Source organism: Psychrobacter sp. NG27, from assembly GCF_016106655.1.
In the GTDB taxonomy this organism is placed as follows: Bacteria; Pseudomonadota; Gammaproteobacteria; order Pseudomonadales; family Moraxellaceae; genus Psychrobacter.
On the sequence record NZ_JADGIN010000002.1, the window covers coordinates 1 to 18,085 of the forward strand.

General features: G+C 43.3%; 17 protein-coding genes and 1 tRNA gene. 9 read left to right on the top strand and 9 right to left on the bottom strand.

Features of this window, described 5'->3' with window-relative positions; all coding sequences use genetic code 11:
* Positions 1–278 precede the first annotated feature (278 nt).
* Positions 279–911 (bottom strand): DUF6615 family protein, encoded by a 633-nt coding sequence (locus IP485_RS03435; protein WP_320159118.1) that lies wholly within the window; start codon positions 909–911, stop codon positions 279–281.
* Positions 912–997: 86 nt separating this feature from the next.
* Between IP485_RS03435 and IP485_RS03440 the strand changes: the two genes are divergently transcribed.
* Both IP485_RS03440 and IP485_RS03445 read left to right on the top strand, forming a co-directional pair.
* On the top strand, positions 998–2,320 hold the full coding sequence (locus tag IP485_RS03440; protein ID WP_198326014.1) for a valine--pyruvate transaminase: 1,323 nt from the start codon (positions 998–1,000) through the stop codon (positions 2,318–2,320).
* Between the two features lie 45 nt (positions 2,321–2,365).
* Positions 2,366–2,827, top strand: a complete 462-nt coding sequence (locus IP485_RS03445) for a hypothetical protein (protein ID WP_198326015.1) — start codon at positions 2,366–2,368, stop codon at positions 2,825–2,827.
* Positions 2,828–2,848: 21 nt separating this feature from the next.
* Here IP485_RS03445 and IP485_RS03450 read toward each other — a convergent pair whose 3' ends face one another.
* The 3 genes from IP485_RS03450 to hisB all read right to left on the bottom strand — a co-directional run bounded on the left by IP485_RS03450 (position 2,849) and on the right by hisB (position 4,986).
* Positions 2,849–3,241, bottom strand: a complete 393-nt coding sequence (locus IP485_RS03450) for a hypothetical protein (protein WP_198326016.1) — start codon at positions 3,239–3,241, stop codon at positions 2,849–2,851.
* 286 nt (positions 3,242–3,527) lie between these two features.
* Positions 3,528–4,163, bottom strand: coding sequence for an imidazole glycerol phosphate synthase subunit HisH (gene hisH / locus IP485_RS03455; RefSeq protein ID WP_198326017.1), 636 nt, complete (start codon positions 4,161–4,163; stop codon positions 3,528–3,530).
* A gap of 175 nt (positions 4,164–4,338) precedes the next feature.
* Entirely contained in the window at positions 4,339–4,986 is a 648-nt protein-coding gene (gene hisB / locus IP485_RS03460; protein ID WP_194196305.1) for an imidazoleglycerol-phosphate dehydratase HisB, read from the bottom strand.
* 539 nt (positions 4,987–5,525) lie between these two features.
* On the opposite strand from hisB, the gene IP485_RS03465 reads away from it, so the two are divergent.
* Complete coding sequence (locus tag IP485_RS03465; RefSeq protein WP_198326018.1) at positions 5,526–5,948, top strand: hypothetical protein; 423 nt, start codon at positions 5,526–5,528, stop codon at positions 5,946–5,948.
* Positions 5,949–6,069: 121 nt separating this feature from the next.
* Positions 6,070–6,145, top strand: a tRNA-Phe gene (locus IP485_RS03470).
* A gap of 164 nt (positions 6,146–6,309) precedes the next feature.
* Here IP485_RS03470 and IP485_RS03475 read toward each other — a convergent pair.
* Positions 6,310–6,651, bottom strand: a complete 342-nt coding sequence (locus IP485_RS03475) for a hypothetical protein (protein WP_198326019.1) — start codon at positions 6,649–6,651, stop codon at positions 6,310–6,312.
* 104 nt (positions 6,652–6,755) lie between these two features.
* Between IP485_RS03475 and IP485_RS03480 the strand changes: the two genes are divergently transcribed.
* Positions 6,756–7,256, top strand: a complete 501-nt coding sequence (locus tag IP485_RS03480; protein ID WP_198326020.1) for a DUF4385 domain-containing protein — start codon at positions 6,756–6,758, stop codon at positions 7,254–7,256.
* 137 nt (positions 7,257–7,393) lie between these two features.
* Positions 7,394–8,077: a phosphoglycolate phosphatase gene (locus IP485_RS03485; RefSeq protein ID WP_198326021.1), complete on the top strand. Its 684-nt coding sequence runs from the start codon at positions 7,394–7,396 to the stop codon at positions 8,075–8,077.
* 64 nt (positions 8,078–8,141) lie between these two features.
* Here IP485_RS03485 and IP485_RS03490 read toward each other — a convergent pair whose 3' ends face one another.
* Positions 8,142–9,716, bottom strand: a complete 1,575-nt coding sequence (locus IP485_RS03490; RefSeq protein ID WP_198326022.1) for a YifB family Mg chelatase-like AAA ATPase — start codon at positions 9,714–9,716, stop codon at positions 8,142–8,144.
* A 333-nt stretch (positions 9,717–10,049) separates the two neighbouring features.
* Here IP485_RS03490 and IP485_RS03495 point away from each other — a divergent pair, with 333 nt between their 5' ends.
* Positions 10,050–12,500, top strand: a complete 2,451-nt coding sequence (locus tag IP485_RS03495; RefSeq protein WP_198326023.1) for a penicillin acylase family protein — start codon at positions 10,050–10,052, stop codon at positions 12,498–12,500.
* Between the two features lie 361 nt (positions 12,501–12,861).
* Positions 12,862–14,325, top strand: coding sequence for an oxygen-independent coproporphyrinogen III oxidase (gene hemN / locus IP485_RS03500; protein ID WP_198326445.1), 1,464 nt, complete (start codon positions 12,862–12,864; stop codon positions 14,323–14,325).
* A gap of 107 nt (positions 14,326–14,432) precedes the next feature.
* Here hemN and IP485_RS03505 read toward each other — a convergent pair whose 3' ends face one another.
* The 3 genes from IP485_RS03505 to IP485_RS03515 form a co-directional block, all read right to left on the bottom strand.
* Positions 14,433–15,293 (bottom strand): SPFH domain-containing protein, encoded by an 861-nt coding sequence (locus IP485_RS03505; protein ID WP_194363297.1) that lies wholly within the window; start codon positions 15,291–15,293, stop codon positions 14,433–14,435.
* Between the two features lie 15 nt (positions 15,294–15,308).
* Positions 15,309–15,788, bottom strand: a complete 480-nt coding sequence (locus IP485_RS03510) for an NfeD family protein (RefSeq protein ID WP_198326024.1) — start codon at positions 15,786–15,788, stop codon at positions 15,309–15,311.
* 228 nt (positions 15,789–16,016) lie between these two features.
* Positions 16,017–16,556, bottom strand: coding sequence for a porin family protein (locus tag IP485_RS03515; protein ID WP_194363298.1), 540 nt, complete (start codon positions 16,554–16,556; stop codon positions 16,017–16,019).
* A 295-nt stretch (positions 16,557–16,851) separates the two neighbouring features.
* Between IP485_RS03515 and IP485_RS03520 the strand changes: the two genes are divergently transcribed.
* Positions 16,852–18,084 carry an 8-amino-7-oxononanoate synthase gene (locus IP485_RS03520; protein WP_198326025.1) on the top strand — a complete coding sequence of 411 codons (1,233 nt, stop codon included), beginning with the start codon at positions 16,852–16,854 and terminating at the stop codon, positions 18,082–18,084.
* Position 18,085: the final 1 nt, after the last annotated feature.

Sequence of the window (18,085 nt, forward strand, 5' to 3'; positions counted from 1 at the left end):
AAGGACTGAGTCCTGTGCAATACAGAACTCAGTCCTTGAAATAAACTTAAACCGTCCAACATTTGGGGGTCAGTTCATAATAGGGGTTTTTTAGTTTTGTATTACCTGCAATTTTCAACGAGACTATAGCTATAATTTGGCTACTTCATTAGGTTAACTACTGTTATCAGCGCTAAACTGTGCCTTCAATTAACGTCTAGCTTTGCTATAAAACCTATTTAATTAAAAGTATTTCACGATATCCTTTATCAACAGAATCTCACAGACTACTCTATAGGTCAGCCATCATTATCAATGTTTATTATTAGCTGACGTTTAGCATATACCTGAATTTCAACCTCTTCCTCCCTTGAACTAACTACAAATATTTTTGTCTTAATAGGCTCATTAGTAAGAATATCAGTGTGAACTGTAGGGTATGCCTCAAATAGCTTGCTTTTATTCTTACTATTCGCATAGTTAGCTAAATAGGCCTCTGTCTCACGAATTAGGTCTGGTAAGGTAATTGTACTAACTTTATTATTTATGAATTTAAAATTTCGACACCCTCTCGTATTCATAGCTTCCTTAACCACGTTTAAAGAAGCTAACGTAACTCCATACATATTTTCTGAGTAATTAAATCTTAATCCTGCTATACCAGGCCTAAAATTTTTTCTTAGAACATAATTATATAAAGCATATATTGGTACGGCTTGAATAGAATCAGCATAGATTTCTAATATATCACTCTGAGAAACACCTTTTACCTTATGTGCCAATGAGTTATACGTGTCATTTTTGGTACTATATTTCTTTGCTTGTACAGCGAAAGCTACCCATCCCTTATCATCACTTCCAATCCACCATACCCAGTCAGCACCAAAATCAGCCTCTTCATTTTGCTTAGTTTGCTTATTTATTGGGGGGATTACCTAGCCCTCATTTGCTATACTAGCCTAACTTTTATCAATCAAATCCCTTCTTACAACATCCTCCAAAACAGCATGGTAGTCTTATGAAATTCTCAAAGTTCGGTCAAAAATTTACCCAGCCTACTGGCATCTCACAATTGATGGACGATCTAGGCGACGCGCTAAAAAGCGATCAGCCAGTTAACATGCTGGGCGGTGGTAACCCTGCCAAAATTGATGCCGTGAATGAGTTGTTTTTGGAGACGTACAAGGCGCTAGGCACTGATAACGATGCGGGTGAAGCAAATAGTAGCGCGATTATCAGCATGGCGAATTACTCTAACCCGCAAGGTGATTCTGCCTTTATCGATGCCTTGGTTGGCTTCTTTAACCGTCATTATGATTGGAACCTCACCTCAGAAAATATCGCCCTGACCAACGGCTCACAGAATGCTTTTTTCTATCTGTTTAATCTATTTGGCGGCGCTTTCGCTGATGAAAAGAGTGGAGCTGTAGACAAATCCATTCTACTGCCATTGACCCCTGAGTATATCGGCTATAGCGACGTGCATGTCGAAGGACAGCATTTCGCAGCGGTATTGCCACATATCGATGAAGTGACTCATGATGGTGAAGAAGGCTTCTTTAAATATCGTGTGGATTTTGACGCATTAGAGAACTTGCCAGCGCTGATCGAGGGCCGTATCGGCGCGATTTGCTGCTCACGCCCGACTAACCCGACTGGCAACGTGCTGACTGATTACGAAATGGCGCATTTGGCCGAGATTGCCAAACGTTATGACATACCCCTTATCATCGATAATGCCTACGGTATGCCCTTCCCTAATATCATCTATTCAGACGCGCATTTGACGTGGGATGACAATACGATCCTGTGCTTTAGCCTGTCGAAGATTGGCTTGCCCGGTATGCGTACGGGTATTATCGTTGCCGATTCGAAAGTCATCGAAGCCGTTAGCGCAATGAATGCGGTAGTGAATCTAGCACCGACACGCTTTGGTGCAGCGATTGCCACGCCATTGGTAGAGAATGACCGTATCAAGCAGTTAGCCGATAATGAGATTAAGCCGTTTTATCAAAAGCAGGCGACCCTTGCCGTGAAGCTGTTAAAAGAAGCCTTGGGTGATTACCCATTGATGATTCATAAGCCTGAAGGCGCGATTTTCTTATGGCTATGGTTTAAAGACTTGCCGATTAGCACGTTGGATCTATATGAGCGCCTAAAAGAAAAAGGCACGCTTATTGTGCCAAGCGAATATTTCTTCCCTGGTGTCGATGTCAGTGATTATCAGCATGCACATGAGTGTATTCGTATGAGTATCGCTGCTGACGAGCAGACGCTGACTGATGGTATTAGAGTCATTGGTGAAGTGGTGCGTGAGTTGTATGATGAGGCTAATATTTAATAGTTAATAAATATAGTAAGTATATCAACCTAGGGTCTGATAGCTATGTACCCAATATTTTTGTTGTATGGCATCTTTATATTTTCAGCTATTTTTTTGGTGTTTATTTTAATAGCCATCATGACTGACTTTGCATTTTTATTTTTCCCACAAACACCTGCAAAAGTTCTAGATAAGAGAATAGTGATTACCTCTGCTAGAACCTCTTATCTGGGTGATGTACATGAGCTTTTTGTTAAGTATCACTATGAGTTCAAAGGTATCACTTATACCAGTACATTATTAAATGCTTTTGGAGGAGTGCGTAGGTTTGGTGAGAACGGAATTAGAAAGGTCACAGCAAAAGCGATAATTTCAGAAGATAGCCTATTTGTCTATGTCTGTCCCTTTTATCCAAAACTGGCTTATGCTTTGCCTTTCGGATGGAGTAAGGTTTCAATACTGCCGAGCATTGCTGTGGTATTAGCTGTATTCGTCTTCTCAAGCAGTAAACTAGGCATTTTTTAAACTACAGAAAAAACGGACTTATTAATAGTCCGTTTTTTTATGTCGCTTGATTAATGATTTTGGTTTGTTGCTGGTCGGGTGAAAGAATGTCGTCCATGTATTCAATGCATAGAGCACATAAGACAGCATGCAGGTATTGATCAAATCACGGATGCTGGCGGTCAGCTGCTCACGGCTTAAACCCGTTAGGCCTAGCGATTCAATCGTCTCTCGATTGTCCAGATACTCACCCAACAATGCAATGCTGGTCACGGCGATTAGAGCGACAAACGATCTAAGATTTTGGCTTCTAATCATAGGGCGTAGCACCATGAGGCAAAGCAGGTAGACACCGATGCCAACATAGATATGTAGCGCATCTTTGGCAAGGCCAGTTGTTTCAACAACATTCATCTTAAAGGCGGTAAAATCCACTGAGATATTCCAAATATAGGCGAGCAGAGAACCACTGAGCGTATCACTATAGCCATCCCACTATAAAAGTATTACAGCGTTAACCTCGCTTGAAGTATCACATATACATCTACACTCGGTTGTCTTGTACTACTTTTAAATTGAATCGACTATAAACAATATGACTAAAAAGTGGTGGCTAAAAATTGACAGCTGATAATAAAATCTGAGAACAAAAAAGGCAGATTATACAATGGATAATCTGCCTTCTGCTAAATTAAACATTCAATTCACGTTTATCGTCTTTTTATACATCCCAGTCGACGAAGTTTTTTAACAGCTGCAAGCCAGCGGTATGGCTTTTCTCTGGATGGAACTGAGTCGCAAATAAATTATCTTGGATAACACTGGCACAAAACGGCTGACCATAATCACAAACGGCGGCCACTTGCGCGCTATCGGCAGGCTCACAGTAGTAACTGTGTACAAAGTAAAAATGCGCGTTGTCTTCGATACCTGTCCACAACGGATGGTCAAAGTCCATACCACTGATGGTATTCCAGCCCATATGTGGTACTTTGATGGTTGCGCCTTGCTGGTCTTTCCAAGTAGGGTCAAATGCTTCTACACTACCCTTTAAGATGCCAAGACAATCTGTACCACCATTTTCCGCTGACTGCTCAAACAATGCCTGCATGCCTACACAGATGGCCATAACTGGCTTGTTGAATACTGCATGACGTATGACCTCATCAATCCCAGCATCTTGCATGCCAGCGATACAATCACGCATGGCACCGACACCGGGGAAGACGATCTTGTCTGCCGCAGCAACGACTTTGGGGTCATTGGTGATAGAGACGTCTGCCCCGACCACTGACAACGCTTTACTGGCGGAATGCAAATTACCCATACCATAATCTAATAGTGCAATTTTGGTCATCGATTGGTTCTCATTTTTAAATATTTTGACTACTGTACTATTTATATTATTGACCATTTATATTGTTGGCTATTACCAAGGTGTAGATAAGGTTTTGCTACAAAGAAGTCAAGCGCAGGCTGTACAGCTAGTACGCCAAGCTTGACTGACACCGTAGAAGAGCCTTAAATGCGCCTTAGAAAGCCTCTTTAGTCGATGGCAATGTATTTAACGCACGCTCATCATATTCACAAGCCATACGTAGGGCGCGAGCAAAAGCTTTAAAGGTCGACTCAATTTGGTGATGGCTATTTTTGCCTTTGAGATTGTCTAAATGCACGGTCATCCACGAGTGATTGACGAAGCCGTAGAAAAACTCACTGAACAAATCAACATCGAAACGACCCACGTGCGAGCGGGTAAACGGAATATCCATGTGTAGACCAGGACGACCTGATAGATCGACAACCGCACGAGTCAACGCTTCATCAAGTGGCGCATAAAAATGCCCGTAACGACGAATGCCTTTTTTATCGCCTAGCGCTTTGTTAAATGCTTGGCCAAGCGTAATCCCAGTGTCTTCGACGCTATGATGATCATCGATAAAGGTATCGCCGTTACATTTGATGTCCAAGTCAAACAAACCGTGACGCTTGATTTGATCGATCATATGATCCAAAAATGGTACGCCAGTGTCTACCGTGCCTTGACCAGTCCCATCAAGATTGACGGTACAAGTGATTTGCGTTTCGGCAGTGATACGCTCAACGGTCGCGATACGTTCAGGGCGACCGTGTAAGTTTGCATTTTTTGGTGCATTTTGCTCAGTTGCATTGGCTGTCATGGCTACTCTCTATCAGTTTTTTATCAGTGAAAAGTGGTCAATAAAATAGGACGAAAATACGCCCGAGTCTTTAAATAAGGGAATAATGAAAAATTTAAAAAAGCTATCAATGTTTACGTATGATACGAATAATATTAGGATTTATGCCTACTAGGGCGTGTCCTCACTTTAAAAATGGTGATAAAAATAAGATAAATTGCCGTCAAACAAGGAAAATAGCGCAGATAATATCGAGATATTAGTCAGCTATTTGACGCCGTTTGGCAAGATTTAGCCATTTTTAACCCATTTAGATGACTATCGATTGAATTGAGGACACGCCCTAGGCATTGTCTGTCTTCATCATAGCAAACCCTAACATTTACTGCTATGTCCAAGCCGTAAACCACGCACAAAATTACCTCATTCTGCTAAAATAGTGTGTTCAGTATTATCAATCATGACGCACGCTAATGCTATAACGCGACAATTTGCGACACCATACTCTATGACATTATGATGTCTCACATCATAGAAACCCTCTGTTTATAGGAACTACTATGCCTTTAGAAGCGATCGCCATCAATAGTTTGGATGCACCACTGATTAAAAAACCTGCACGTGATAATGAACTCTCTGAGCGCCTGCAGGCTTTATATGACAGCGATAATACTCAGCCCAGTGGTGCCGATGTACTCAGTCTCGTTGAGCAAGGCTTTAAACGTGGACAGTATCTCTATGTCGGTATGTTTAATGACAAGCCGATCGCTGCTGTCGCCTGTTTTGATGATGGGCAGACCAATGCTAAGCGCTTGCAGTATCTAACGGTGCATGAACAGAATCGCGGCCGTGCTATAGATGCCAAGTTTATTAAACTGGTTTATGATGCCGAAGTAAAAAAAGGCGTGCGTGAGTTTGTGCCTGCAGATACTGATATTTATCGTATTATGAGCGAGTATGAGTTACTGCGAGTCAAAGACTAAACTGAGACTAGAATGTTTAATTTTGCCCATATCTGACTATTTATCGTCTTTTATTAGATATAATGAAAAAACTGCTTGACAGCAGTGCGTATATTTAGTTTAATAGCGCCTCAACGAAGACGGCTCGATAGCTCAGTCGGTAGAGCAACGGATTGAAAATCCGTGTGTCGGCAGTTCGAACCTGCCTCGAGCCACCATCGTTTAAGAATTCTAAAAAGCCCCAAACATTTATGTTTGGGGCTTTTTTTATGCTTAGATTTTTATGTTTAGGTAGCATGCTCAGATGTATATTAAATGCTTCAAGCAAGATTAACGCAGTAATATTTTTATAGTGGAATGACTATCAGCGCTTTCTTACTTATCACAAACGCTTTCTTAATAGTAACTCACAACGCTCACGCGAGTCCAAATCATAAACCGTCGCACGGTAATCAATACCATGACGTCCTTCAAAAAATATCACTCGCTCGCCCACTGCTAAAAAACAAGATGTACGAGCATCATAAATAAACCCATCAATCACAAATGCTAAATCACGATCTATCTCGCGCACAGTATAAGTCTGACCTTCTGGAATCAAACGCTCAAACCAAGCGCTATGAGCTGCACTGGTCGTTAGTACGCTCATTAATACTGTCATTAACATGAGTAAATTTTTTAATGGCTTCATGAGAGTCAAATAAGTGATGGGTGTTCTATTCATGATGATTGGCTTCCTAATAGTCACAGCTGAACAACATTTCTAAGCTGTTTTTTCAACAACTTGGCTCAGTATACTAAACATCAATATCTTAATCAGGTGAGGTTATGAGAGAGTTTGATTACGACTTGGATTATAAGCATTTAGATTTGCGTGCACAGCCAGAATTGTATCGTGTCGGACGTGGCGAACAAGGCGTGTTACTGGTTGAGCCATACAAATCTGAAATACTTCCCCACTGGCGCTTTGCTACTCCCGATATAGCAACAGAAAGTAGCGACACTATTTATCAGATGTTCTTAGACTATCTGATCGCAGATGACTTTGTCGGTGCCGATATGGCGCGCAAATTTATTCAGATGGGCTATACCCGTGCCCGTCGCTATGCCAATCATAAAGGTGGCAAAAAATACAAAGGTGCCGTCCCTGATGATAAAAAAGGCCAAAGCGGTGCACATGGGCGAGAAGAGCTGCCACGGCAAGTCGAAGATCCTATCAAAGCAGAGTCAGCGCGCATATTTAAACAAAAATGGGATGAGTGTCGTAAAAACGAAGATTATCTAAAAATGAAAGCCAAGCATCGCGAACGCTATAAAGATGTCGAATGATTGCTTCTGTTCATTAGAGTATGTTGAACATTGAAAAAGTAAATTTTCTAGCCTTAAAATACGATTATACTAAGGTATGACATAAAGCGCGATACAACCCACATAACAAATATAACTGTTTTCAATAGCGAGGGATAATGGATAAGCAACTTTTGATTTTTGATTTCGACGGGACGCTAATCGATAGTGTGCCTGATTTGGCTGATGCGACCAACGCTATGCTAACCACGCTAGGCAAAGAGACCTACCCTATCGAGACGATACGCAACTGGATAGGCAATGGCTCAAGATTATTGGTCGAGCGAGCGCTAGTGGGTAAGGTAAAAGTGCTAGAAGGCGAGTTGACGGTCGAGGAAGCTGATCACGCGGAGCAAATATTTTTTGATGCTTACAAAAATCTCAGTGGCAGCAAAACCGTCGCTTACCCAGATGTCGATAACGGACTAAAGAAACTAAAGGACGCGGGGTATACACTGGCATTAGTGACCAATAAACCCATTCGCTTTGTACCGAAGATATTGCAGTCATTTGGCTGGCAGGACTTATTCAGCGAAGTGCTTGGCGGTGATAGCCTCTCGACCAAAAAGCCTGATCCGGCGCCGCTACTGCATGTCTGTGAAGCGTTGAATGTTTCTCCAGAACAAGCCGTTATGATTGGTGATTCTAAAAACGACATCTTAGCCGGACAAAATGCCAATATGGACACGCTTGGATTGTCTTATGGCTATAACTACGGGCAAGATATTCGTGAGCTAAATCCTACCGAAGCGTTTGATGGTTTCGCTGATTTGGTGACTTGGATTATGAGAGACAAGGCTTAACCCATACTTCACCTCTATAGTATAGTAATAAGATAGTTGTGAACACTGGCTTAGATAAGTATGATTATTTGCTACGATAGCTCAGTGCCTCAGACACATGGACACTCGTTATATCTACACTGTCAGCAAGGTCTGCGATGGTACGTGCCACTCGTAATACTCGATGATAGCCACGAGCGGACAAGTTTAAGCGCTGCTGAGCAAGCTGTAATAGCTGCTGCTCGCTTTCTCCTAGCTGGATATATTTATCAATCTCGCTAGGGCTTAGCTCATTATTGACCTTTTGTTGCCGCTGCATCTGATTTTTATGAGCGGCGGCTACCCTTACCCTCACTTGTTCGGAGGTTTCTCCAGCCTGAGCATTTTGTAAGTCAGCAATTGGCAACGCTGGCACGGTGATATGCAAATCAATACGATCTAATAGCGGTCCTGATAGTTTATCTTGATAGCGTTTAATCTGCTCGGGTCGACAGCGGCAACGCCCTGATGTATCGCCATCATAACCACATGGACAGGGGTTCATAGCAGCGACCAATTGAAAATTAGCGGGAAAAGTCATTTGTGAATTGGCACGGCTAATGGTGATTTGCTTGGCCTCCAATGGCTGCCGTAATACCTCTAACACCGTACGATCAAATTCTGGCAATTCATCAAGGAACAATACGCCCTTATTCGCAAGGGTAATCTCACCAGGTTTTGGACGTGAACCACCACCAACCAATGCCACGGCTGATATCGTATGATGAACTTGCCTGAACGGCCGTGCACCATAGTCATAATCGCTGTCTGCGACTGAATATGTGCTGGCTACCTCTAACGCATCTTCGTCACTGAGGTCAGGCAAAATAGTCGGTAGCCTCGATGCCATTAGTGTCTTGCCTGAACCGGGCGGCCCTGTGAATAATATCGAGTGCCCACCTGCCGCCGCAATCTCTAATGCACGCCGTGCATGATGCTGACCTTTGACATCGGCCAAGTCCACTTGATAACCCATATGCTGCGGTGTTGGACTGGGTGTGACAATACCCAAAGACTCATAGTGTGCGCTTGGATTCGCTAACGACTGCAGATGATCACAAACGGCTTTGAGACTTTGAGCGCCTAATATCTCCACTCCTTCGACACGGCTGGCTTCTGCCCCGTTATCTATTGGCACGATTAACTTGACTGATGTTAATGCTTCTCTTGGCCGCTGCTCGCTTAATGGTTGCTCATTACTACTCGTTGACGTTGCAGCCAACCCTTCCGCTTTAATCGCTCGAGCTACTGCCAAACTGCCTGTCACTTGCCGCAAGTTTCCGTTTAGTGCCAATTCACCGATAAACTCAAACCCTGATAGCACGTCTGGATCGAGCTGATCACTGGCTGCCAAAATACCGATAGCAATCGGTAAATCTAGCCTTGCGCCATCTTTGGGTAAATCCGCAGGCGCTAGGTTAATAGTGAGGCGGCGATTGGGAAACTGAAAGCCAGAATTCAGTATCGCAGAACGGACTCTATCCTTACTCTCACGTACCGCTGCTTCTGGCAGACCGACAATGGTCAGTGCAGGCAAACCTTGCGACAAGTGCACCTCAATAATGACCTTAGGTGCATGCAGACCGACGACCGAACGGGTATAGACTTGAGCAAACGACATCAGCATCTTCCTAATACAGAGTGTCATTGATAATAAAGTATTATTTATCAACGCGCAAATGTCGTGTTTTATTGCTGGTGTAGATGCCGTTTACTGTTATATGATGGGTAGATGCTCTTACGCGTCGTCCGGTCTGACCTGAATTTTTGGTTTACTCAATACCTCTTAGATATACCAGCTATAGCGGAATATTCTAGAAATCTAATTCAGTATAAGACATCCGGAATTAGAAAGAGCATTGGCAATAAAAGGATTTTATTGATCATATAAAGCTCGGTGATTGCTGTTTTCTACGGCTTTATACACACCAACTAACCATGGATGGATAAGCTTATGAGCATTGATATGCTTAATCAGCGTGTGCCTAGGCTCGCGCTACTTACAGTGGCAGTCTCTCTAGGATTGTCAGGTTGTTTCGGAGACAACGATAACGACTCAACTACTTCTCAATCTACATACTCAGCAGACATTCAACGCACCGAATTCGGTATACCACATATCACTGCAAAGGATTATAAAGGGCTTGGTTACGGCGTAGGTTACGCCTTTGCCGAGGACAATATCTGCTCATTAGCACGAGAAATCGTTGTAGCTAGTGGACAAAGCATGCTGTATCTAGGCGACGAAGGCGATGTGGCCAGCGATGTCTTCTATACGTGGTACAACTCTCCAGAAAGACGTGCTGAGTTTTTGGCCGCTCAAGATCCTGAAGTTATAGACGCAGTCACTGGCTACGCTGCTGGCTATAGCCGATACCTACGAGATAAAGGCGCGGCTAACCTCAACCCTGATTGTGCTGGGGCAGAATGGGTACGTGAGATCACGATTGACGACCTTCTGACAGTATATGGCAAAGCCAATCTACGTGGCGGATTGTCTAACTTTGTTGGGACTATCGTAGCGGCAGCGCCACCTGCTCAAAATACTATTATGGACAGCAGTCGCATGCGTACTGTCAGTCCAGAGCCAGTAGTTGAGTTTGATGATTCAACGATCAATGCGATGGAAGGTGGCAGTAATGCTTATGCATTTGGTAGCGAAGTAACCGGCACTGACAGTGGCGTCTTATATGGTAATCCGCATGAACCTTGGGAAGGCGTGCAGCGTTTTTATGAGTTTCATCTGACCATGCCAGGCGAGCTCGATGTGATGGGCGCCGCCCAACAAGGCCAGCCATTTGTCAATATCGGTTTCAATAAAGACGTGGCGTGGAGCCATACTGTATCGACGGCCAAACGCTTTACCCTCTATCAGCTCAGTCTGGTAAATGGCAATCCTATGAAATACAACTATCAAAACAGTGAGGGTGTGTTTGAGCAGCGTGATATCGAACAGGTCGATGTGACTATTCAATTGCCAAACAATCAAACGTTGGTTCGTCCCATCTATTTATCCCAGTATGGGCCTATGCTAAATGTAAAAGCGCTGAATGGACAACTACCTAACTGGGGTGATAACAATCTTGCTTATACTATCCGTGATGCGGCTTCTGAAAATCCGCGCGCGCTGAACCAATGGCGCAGTATGAATAAAGCAAGCAGCGTCGAAGATTTGGTCGATAGAATGCAAGATACTCTTGGTCTTGGCTTCGTTAATACTATTGCAACTGACCGATACGGCAAAGCACTGTATGCTGATATCTCAACCGTACCGCATGTTACCAAAGAACAGTTAGAAGCCTGTAGTACCAATGCTGGTCCATTCCTTGGCGCATTGATTGCTTCTGACTTGCCAGCACTTAACGGGGCCACGGCTGCCTGTGAATGGGGCAATGATACCGACTCGCCACAAGCAGGTATTTTCGGACGCTCAAACTTGCCTTTTTTAATTCGTAATGACTATGTTGCCAACTCAAATGACAGCTACTGGCTGAGCAACCCTAAGCAGCCATTGACTGGATTCTCACCGCTGCTGCGTCGCCGCCTATCACCATTTTTAGGACCTAATGCAGTAGATGGTGTGCCACTACTTATGCGTTCTCGTATGGGACTAACGCAAATCTCAGATCGATTGAGTAATAAAGATCAACTTGGTGGCAATACATTCAACCTAGATAATATGCAAGACGTCGTCTATGGCAATCGAAGTTATGTTGCTGAGCTGGTGCTCGATGATGTATTGGCAGATTGTACAGCTAATCCAGTGATGCCATTGAGCAATGGTAGCATGGTCAATGCCACGCAGGCTTGTGCGGTTTTAAGTAACTGGGATCGCCGCAATAATCTTGATAGCAAAGGCGCTCATGTGTTCAGAGAGTTTTGGCGTAAGGTCAACTTTACTGAAACCACTGACAATGTATTCAGTGTGAAATTCGATATTAACGACCCAGTTAATACCCCTCGTGGCCTTATAATCAATGACAGCACGCGTGTAGCATTGGGAGATGCAATTGCCTTCTTTAATGATAAAAATATAGCCCTTGATGCGTCTTTGGCTGATTTACAATACGTCATCGATGCTGGTAATAACGATGAAAAAATCTCGATGCATGGCGGACTTGGACGTGAAGGTATCTTTAACGTCGCTCAAGGCCCAGGATTAAACGAGAATGGTACTTATAAACCAATCACTAATGGGCCTACCTATATGCAAACCGTTACTTTTGATAGTAAAGGGCCTGTTGTAGAAGCGCTATTAGCCTATTCACAAGCGTCAGACAGTACTCGTCCGTATCACCGCGACCAAACGCGTCGTTACTCAGATAAAGACTGGATACGTTTGCCTTTTAGCAAGACTGAAGTCAAAAATAAAGCTGTTGGCAATATCCTTCAACTAAGAGAATAGCCTGTGTAGAAAGGAAATATATAAGTATAGATACAAAACCTCAGAATAATTCTGGGGTTTTTTATATCTAAATAATAGCCCTGCTTTTATATTTAAGAGCACTCGCTATTCACCCCACTATTAACAAGGATTTGTTATACTAGCCACTGTCTATTTAGACATAAATATTGCTAGAGAAATGGTCTTAAAAGAACGGTTTCAATTGCTACCCTTGAACCAAATACACTCTAGCAATATATATGGTCAAAACGAGGAATATCGCATGACAGAGCAATCAGAACAAAACAATTCTAATAGTGCTGACCATATCAAGCAGCCTTACAATCGCGCCGGAGAGCAGCCGACCACGACACGTCCTGTCATGCAACCAGACAATCCTTATGCCAGTATGCGCGGTAGTATTACGAGCAAACATCTACCTACATTTGATGAAGCGATCATCAATAAGTACAATCGTTCTGGGCCACGATATACCTCTTATCCAACGGCTTTAGAGTTCGCACCAATCGCTGACAGTCTTGAGACCAAAATTCTACAGAACCGTGAAGCGCGTGCACCACTGTCGCTATATTTTCATATTCCATTCTGTCGTCATCTTTGCTACTACTGTGCTTGCAATAAAATTATCACTAAAAAAAATAGCGATTCGGGCGATTATTTACAGTACCTAATTGCTGAAATCAATCACAAGCGTCGCTTATTATCGGCGCCTGAAGGTAGCAGCAAACCATTGGTCAAGCAGCTACATTTGGGCGGTGGTACACCTACGTTTTTGCGTGACGAAGAGATGGTTCAGCTTTGGGAGTTTTTGCAGACGCAGTTTGAATTTTTGCCAGAAGATGAAGGCGATTACTCTATTGAGATTGACCCACGCGAGCTGAGTGAAGATACGCTAAAAGTTTTGCGTAATCTGGGCTTTAATCGTATTAGCTTGGGCGTGCAAGATTTAGATGAAACCGTACAAATCGCTGTCAATCGTGTGCATTCCGCAGAATTGATTGAAAACGTCCTCAATGAAGCACGCGAACTCGGCTTTCATTCTATTAACATCGACTTGATTTATGGCTTACCACATCAAACGCCTGATACCTTTAACCAAACAGTACAGCGCATCATAGAGATGTCACCAGATCGTCTGTCGGTGTTTAACTATGCGCATCTGCCTGAGCGCTTTAAAGCTCAACGTCAGATTAAAGATGAAGACCTACCCAATCCAGCAGCGAAGCTTACGATGCTTGGCAATACCATCAATACATTGAGCGAAGCCGGCTATCAATATATCGGTATTGACCACTTTGCTAAGCCTGATGATGAACTCGCTGTCGCACAGCGCGAGGGCAAATTACATCGCAACTTTCAGGGTTATACCATCATGGGTGACTGCGATCTATTAGGATTCGGAGTCTCATCTATCAGTCAGATTGCCAATGCCAATACCCGCTATATATTGCAGAACGATACGGATCTGCAAGCCTATCAAGCCAATATTGATATGGCAAAAATCAACCCTACTGTCATGCCAGCGGTAAAAGTCATTAAGACGTCAATCAAAGATCGATTACGTGAATATGTCATTATGAACTTGCTCTGTCATGACTATGTTGATTTTAAAGATGTGAACCAGAAATTCGGTATCGATGCAATTACATACTTCATCGATGAAATATCACAACTCGGTCCCATGCAAGACGATAAGCTCATCGATATGGATGCCGCTGGTATTCGTGTTTTACCACGTGGACGCTTATTGGGTCGAAACGTTGCGATGGTCTTTGATAAGTATCTTGAGACAAAGCATAAAAATCGCTTTTCGAAAGTTATTTAAAGCAGCTTTAAGAAGCAATGTTAAAAAATAACTTTAGAAAGCAACTCTGGATTTATGGCACAAAAAAGACCTCGCTTGAGGTCTTTTTTTATCTGAAATAATAGTTCCTACACTTTTAACTTATCACCCACCATACCTTTTACGGTACTTAAAATATCAGCAGGTAACACCACCATTTTTGAGTTATCAGATTCAGCCAGTTCACGGATTGCCTTGATATACTGCTCACCAAGCAAATAGACAATCGGCATCTCTTCTGTGCCCATGGCATTAGTAATCAAACGAATCGACTCTTCTGAACCTCTCGCTAGCACTACCTGCGCTTCAGCATCACGACGTGAGGCCTCTAGACGCCCATCGGCTTCTAGGATAGCCGCTTGCTTTTGTCCATCAGCACGGGTCACTGTGGCACGACGTAGACGCTCTGCCGCCGCCTGCTCTTCCATTGATGCCTGCATGGTTTGCGATGGGTTAATATCTTGAATCTCTACTGTCTTTAGCGTGATACCCCAATCAGCGATATCTTCTGAGATTGCGTGCTTTAGCTTCATCTTGATTTCGTCACGACTAGACAAGGCACTATCCAGATCCATTTCACCGATGATTGAGCGCAGTGAGGTCTGCACCAGATTACGGATACCGTATTCATAATCTTCGATGCCATACACTGCTTTATCAGGGCGCACGATATTAATATAAGCCACTGCATTGGCGATAATCACCACGTTGTCTCGAGTAATGACTTCTTGTGATGGAATATCAAGCACGATGTCTTTGGTGGTGACTTTATAAGCCACATCATCGACATAAGGAATAATCAGGTTTAACCCCGGCTCCAGCGTTTGACTATATTTACCCAATCGCTGCACGACCCATTTATAACCCTGCGGTACGATACGCACGCCTTTAAACACGGTTAATACCACCAGTGCAATCAATACGATCATTACGATACTAAAGCTTTCCATAACTCATCCCTATTATTATACCTGCATACTTTTATGCATCGCTGCCTGCGACTTCATACTGCTCACAATCAGCTCGTTGCCAACGATATCGGTCACGACCACTCTATCACCGACTGCCACTTGCTCTCCTCTCGTCCGGCACACCCACTCAGCAGCGCCGACGATAGGCACGCTAAACCTGACCATACCTGCTCGATCCAATTGCGGCGGCTCGATAATCATACCAACCTCGCCGACGATCACACTACCACCAAGCCCAGCTTTGGTACGATCTACTGATAATGGTTTGATAAACTTAAACCATGCCAACAAAAATATAGCAGAGAGTACTAGCCAAATAATGACTTGGGCAACGATAGAGATTGGCAATAACCACGAAAGCGCAGCAACGATGATGGCAGCTGCACCAAACCATAGGCTTGCAAATGTGGGTACAAACATCTCAACGATTAGCAGTACAAATCCTAATACCAGCCAATGCCAAGGTTCAATCATCCAAAGTATCTCCATCGCACCTGTCCCTCTTGTCTGTGAGATTCTAGCTTTTAATGTAGCACATTTTCAAAGATAACAATGCTTTAACGGTAATGATATATTAGCCATTAGGTATTGATGAACGAGTGGGATAGAAGCTTATCGTAAATTTTAGACAAAAAAAACGACCACTTAAAGTGATCGTTTCTTTGTTATAGCTGTTTAGCTAAAATCTTGTTTTCTAATAAATTAGAATTTTAGCTGGGCACCAACAGTCATAAGATCTGCATCGCTACCTAACATGTCATATTCAGCTTCAACACTGAAGTCAGAGTTTACTGCGTAACCAAGACCTACACCACCAGCGATGTTAGTATCGTCGTCTGAGAAGTCAGAGGCACCAGCAAAGTTAGTGTTGTTAGCTTCTACTTCAGTTTTTGCAACACCTAGCTTACCTTTTGCGTATAAGCCGCTGTTTGGGAATGCATAACGGTAAGTACCATAAGCGCCGTATGTCTTAGCATCGATGTCGCCGCCTCTATAGTCAGCATCATCTGAACCAACATATTCAACTTCCATACCAAAGTTAGGATCGAAGTTATAACCAGCGTAGACACCATATGCAGTTGGCTCATCAGCGCCATCAACATCTAAATCGAATTGACCGACTTTAGCGCCGACATATGGTTGACCAGTGTAACCACTGCCATAATTAACGGCAGCTTGCGCGCTCACTGTTAGTAAAGAACCAGTTGCTAGTGCTAGTAGAGTTTTCTGTAAAGTTTTCATGATGAGCTCCTTGAGTTACTTTTTGACAAACAAGTTATTTATTTATATGGGCTTTTGACCCTATCGTCTTGTCTGCTAACGATGGATACATAGTAACAAACTATTTCAGAAACACTGTCTGTGTTTGGCGGTAGCCAAGTTAAGATTTGAAAGCGTTTATCAGTGTGAACGTTACAAAGGACGAGATATGAAACTTTCTGTTACATCTCTAGGTTTTGTGTAATACTCCCTACTCATTTTGCTGCCTATCTACTTGCTTTACTACTTAGATAAATAATAAAAAGGACAATTTTTTATGCCTATCTCTATTCATAAGCGTCTCCAAACTGAGATTATGCAATTAAAAGATAAGCAGCAATATCGCAAATTACCAAAAATCGAACATCAAGGGCGCTATGTCATCAGTGATGGCAAAACTCTATTAAACATCGCCAGTAATGACTACCTTGGATTGGGTAGCACCCCTGAACTTCAGACTGAGTTTTTCGACCAACTAGGGCAGTTGACCGAGGATACTCTACCAAAGATGAGTGCTACCTCATCGCGGCTGCTCACTGGCAACGACGTCCAGCTCGATGCCTTAGAAACTGGATTGCAAAGCTGGTATCAAAATGCAGCGGACAAACAGGTGCTATCGACAGCGAAATCGGTACTTGTCTTTAATAGTGGTTATCATGCCAACATTGGACTCTTACCAGCTCTCACGTCACTACCTGTCAACACGCTTATTTTGGCGGACAAACTGGTCCATGCCAGTATTATCGATGGACTTCGCTTGATTCAGAATAAGCTAGTGACCTATCGCCGTTATCGTCACAATGATTACGAGCATCTGGCTCGACTGATTGAACAAGCCGACCCTACCATTGAACGCATCATTATCGTTACCGAAAGCATATTTAGTATGGATGGGGATCGTGCTGATTTGCCTCAACTGGTCGCATTAAAAGCCAAAGACGCTCGTATCGAGCTGTATGTTGATGAGGCGCATGCTATTGGTGTGCTGGGTGACACAGGACTCGGATTGGCAGAAGAAACTCGCACATTGGCTGAGATTGATTATTTGGTTGGGACGTTTGGCAAGGCATTTGCTTCAATGGGTGCGTATATCATGTGTGATGATGTCGTCAAACAGTGGTTAATAAACACCATGCGACCTCTCATTTATAGCACGGCTCTATCACCAATCAATCACGCATGGACGCGATTTGTTTTAGCCAAAATGCCCACACTGACCAATGAACGCGCGCATCTCGCCCATTTATCCATCAGGGTCAGTCAAGCGATACAACAGCGACACCCTGCATCGTCAAACATTCAAGACATTGTTTATGGCTCGCCTATCGTGCCCTATATATTAGGGGATAATGCAGACGCCCTTGCCAAAGCAGCGCAATTTCAAGCAGCAGGATTTTACGCTTTGCCCATCAGGCCACCCACCGTGCCTACGAATACTGCTCGTATTCGATTGGTGATGAATGCTCAGTTGACTGACGAGGACTGTGACCGTCTTATTCAGCAACTATAGT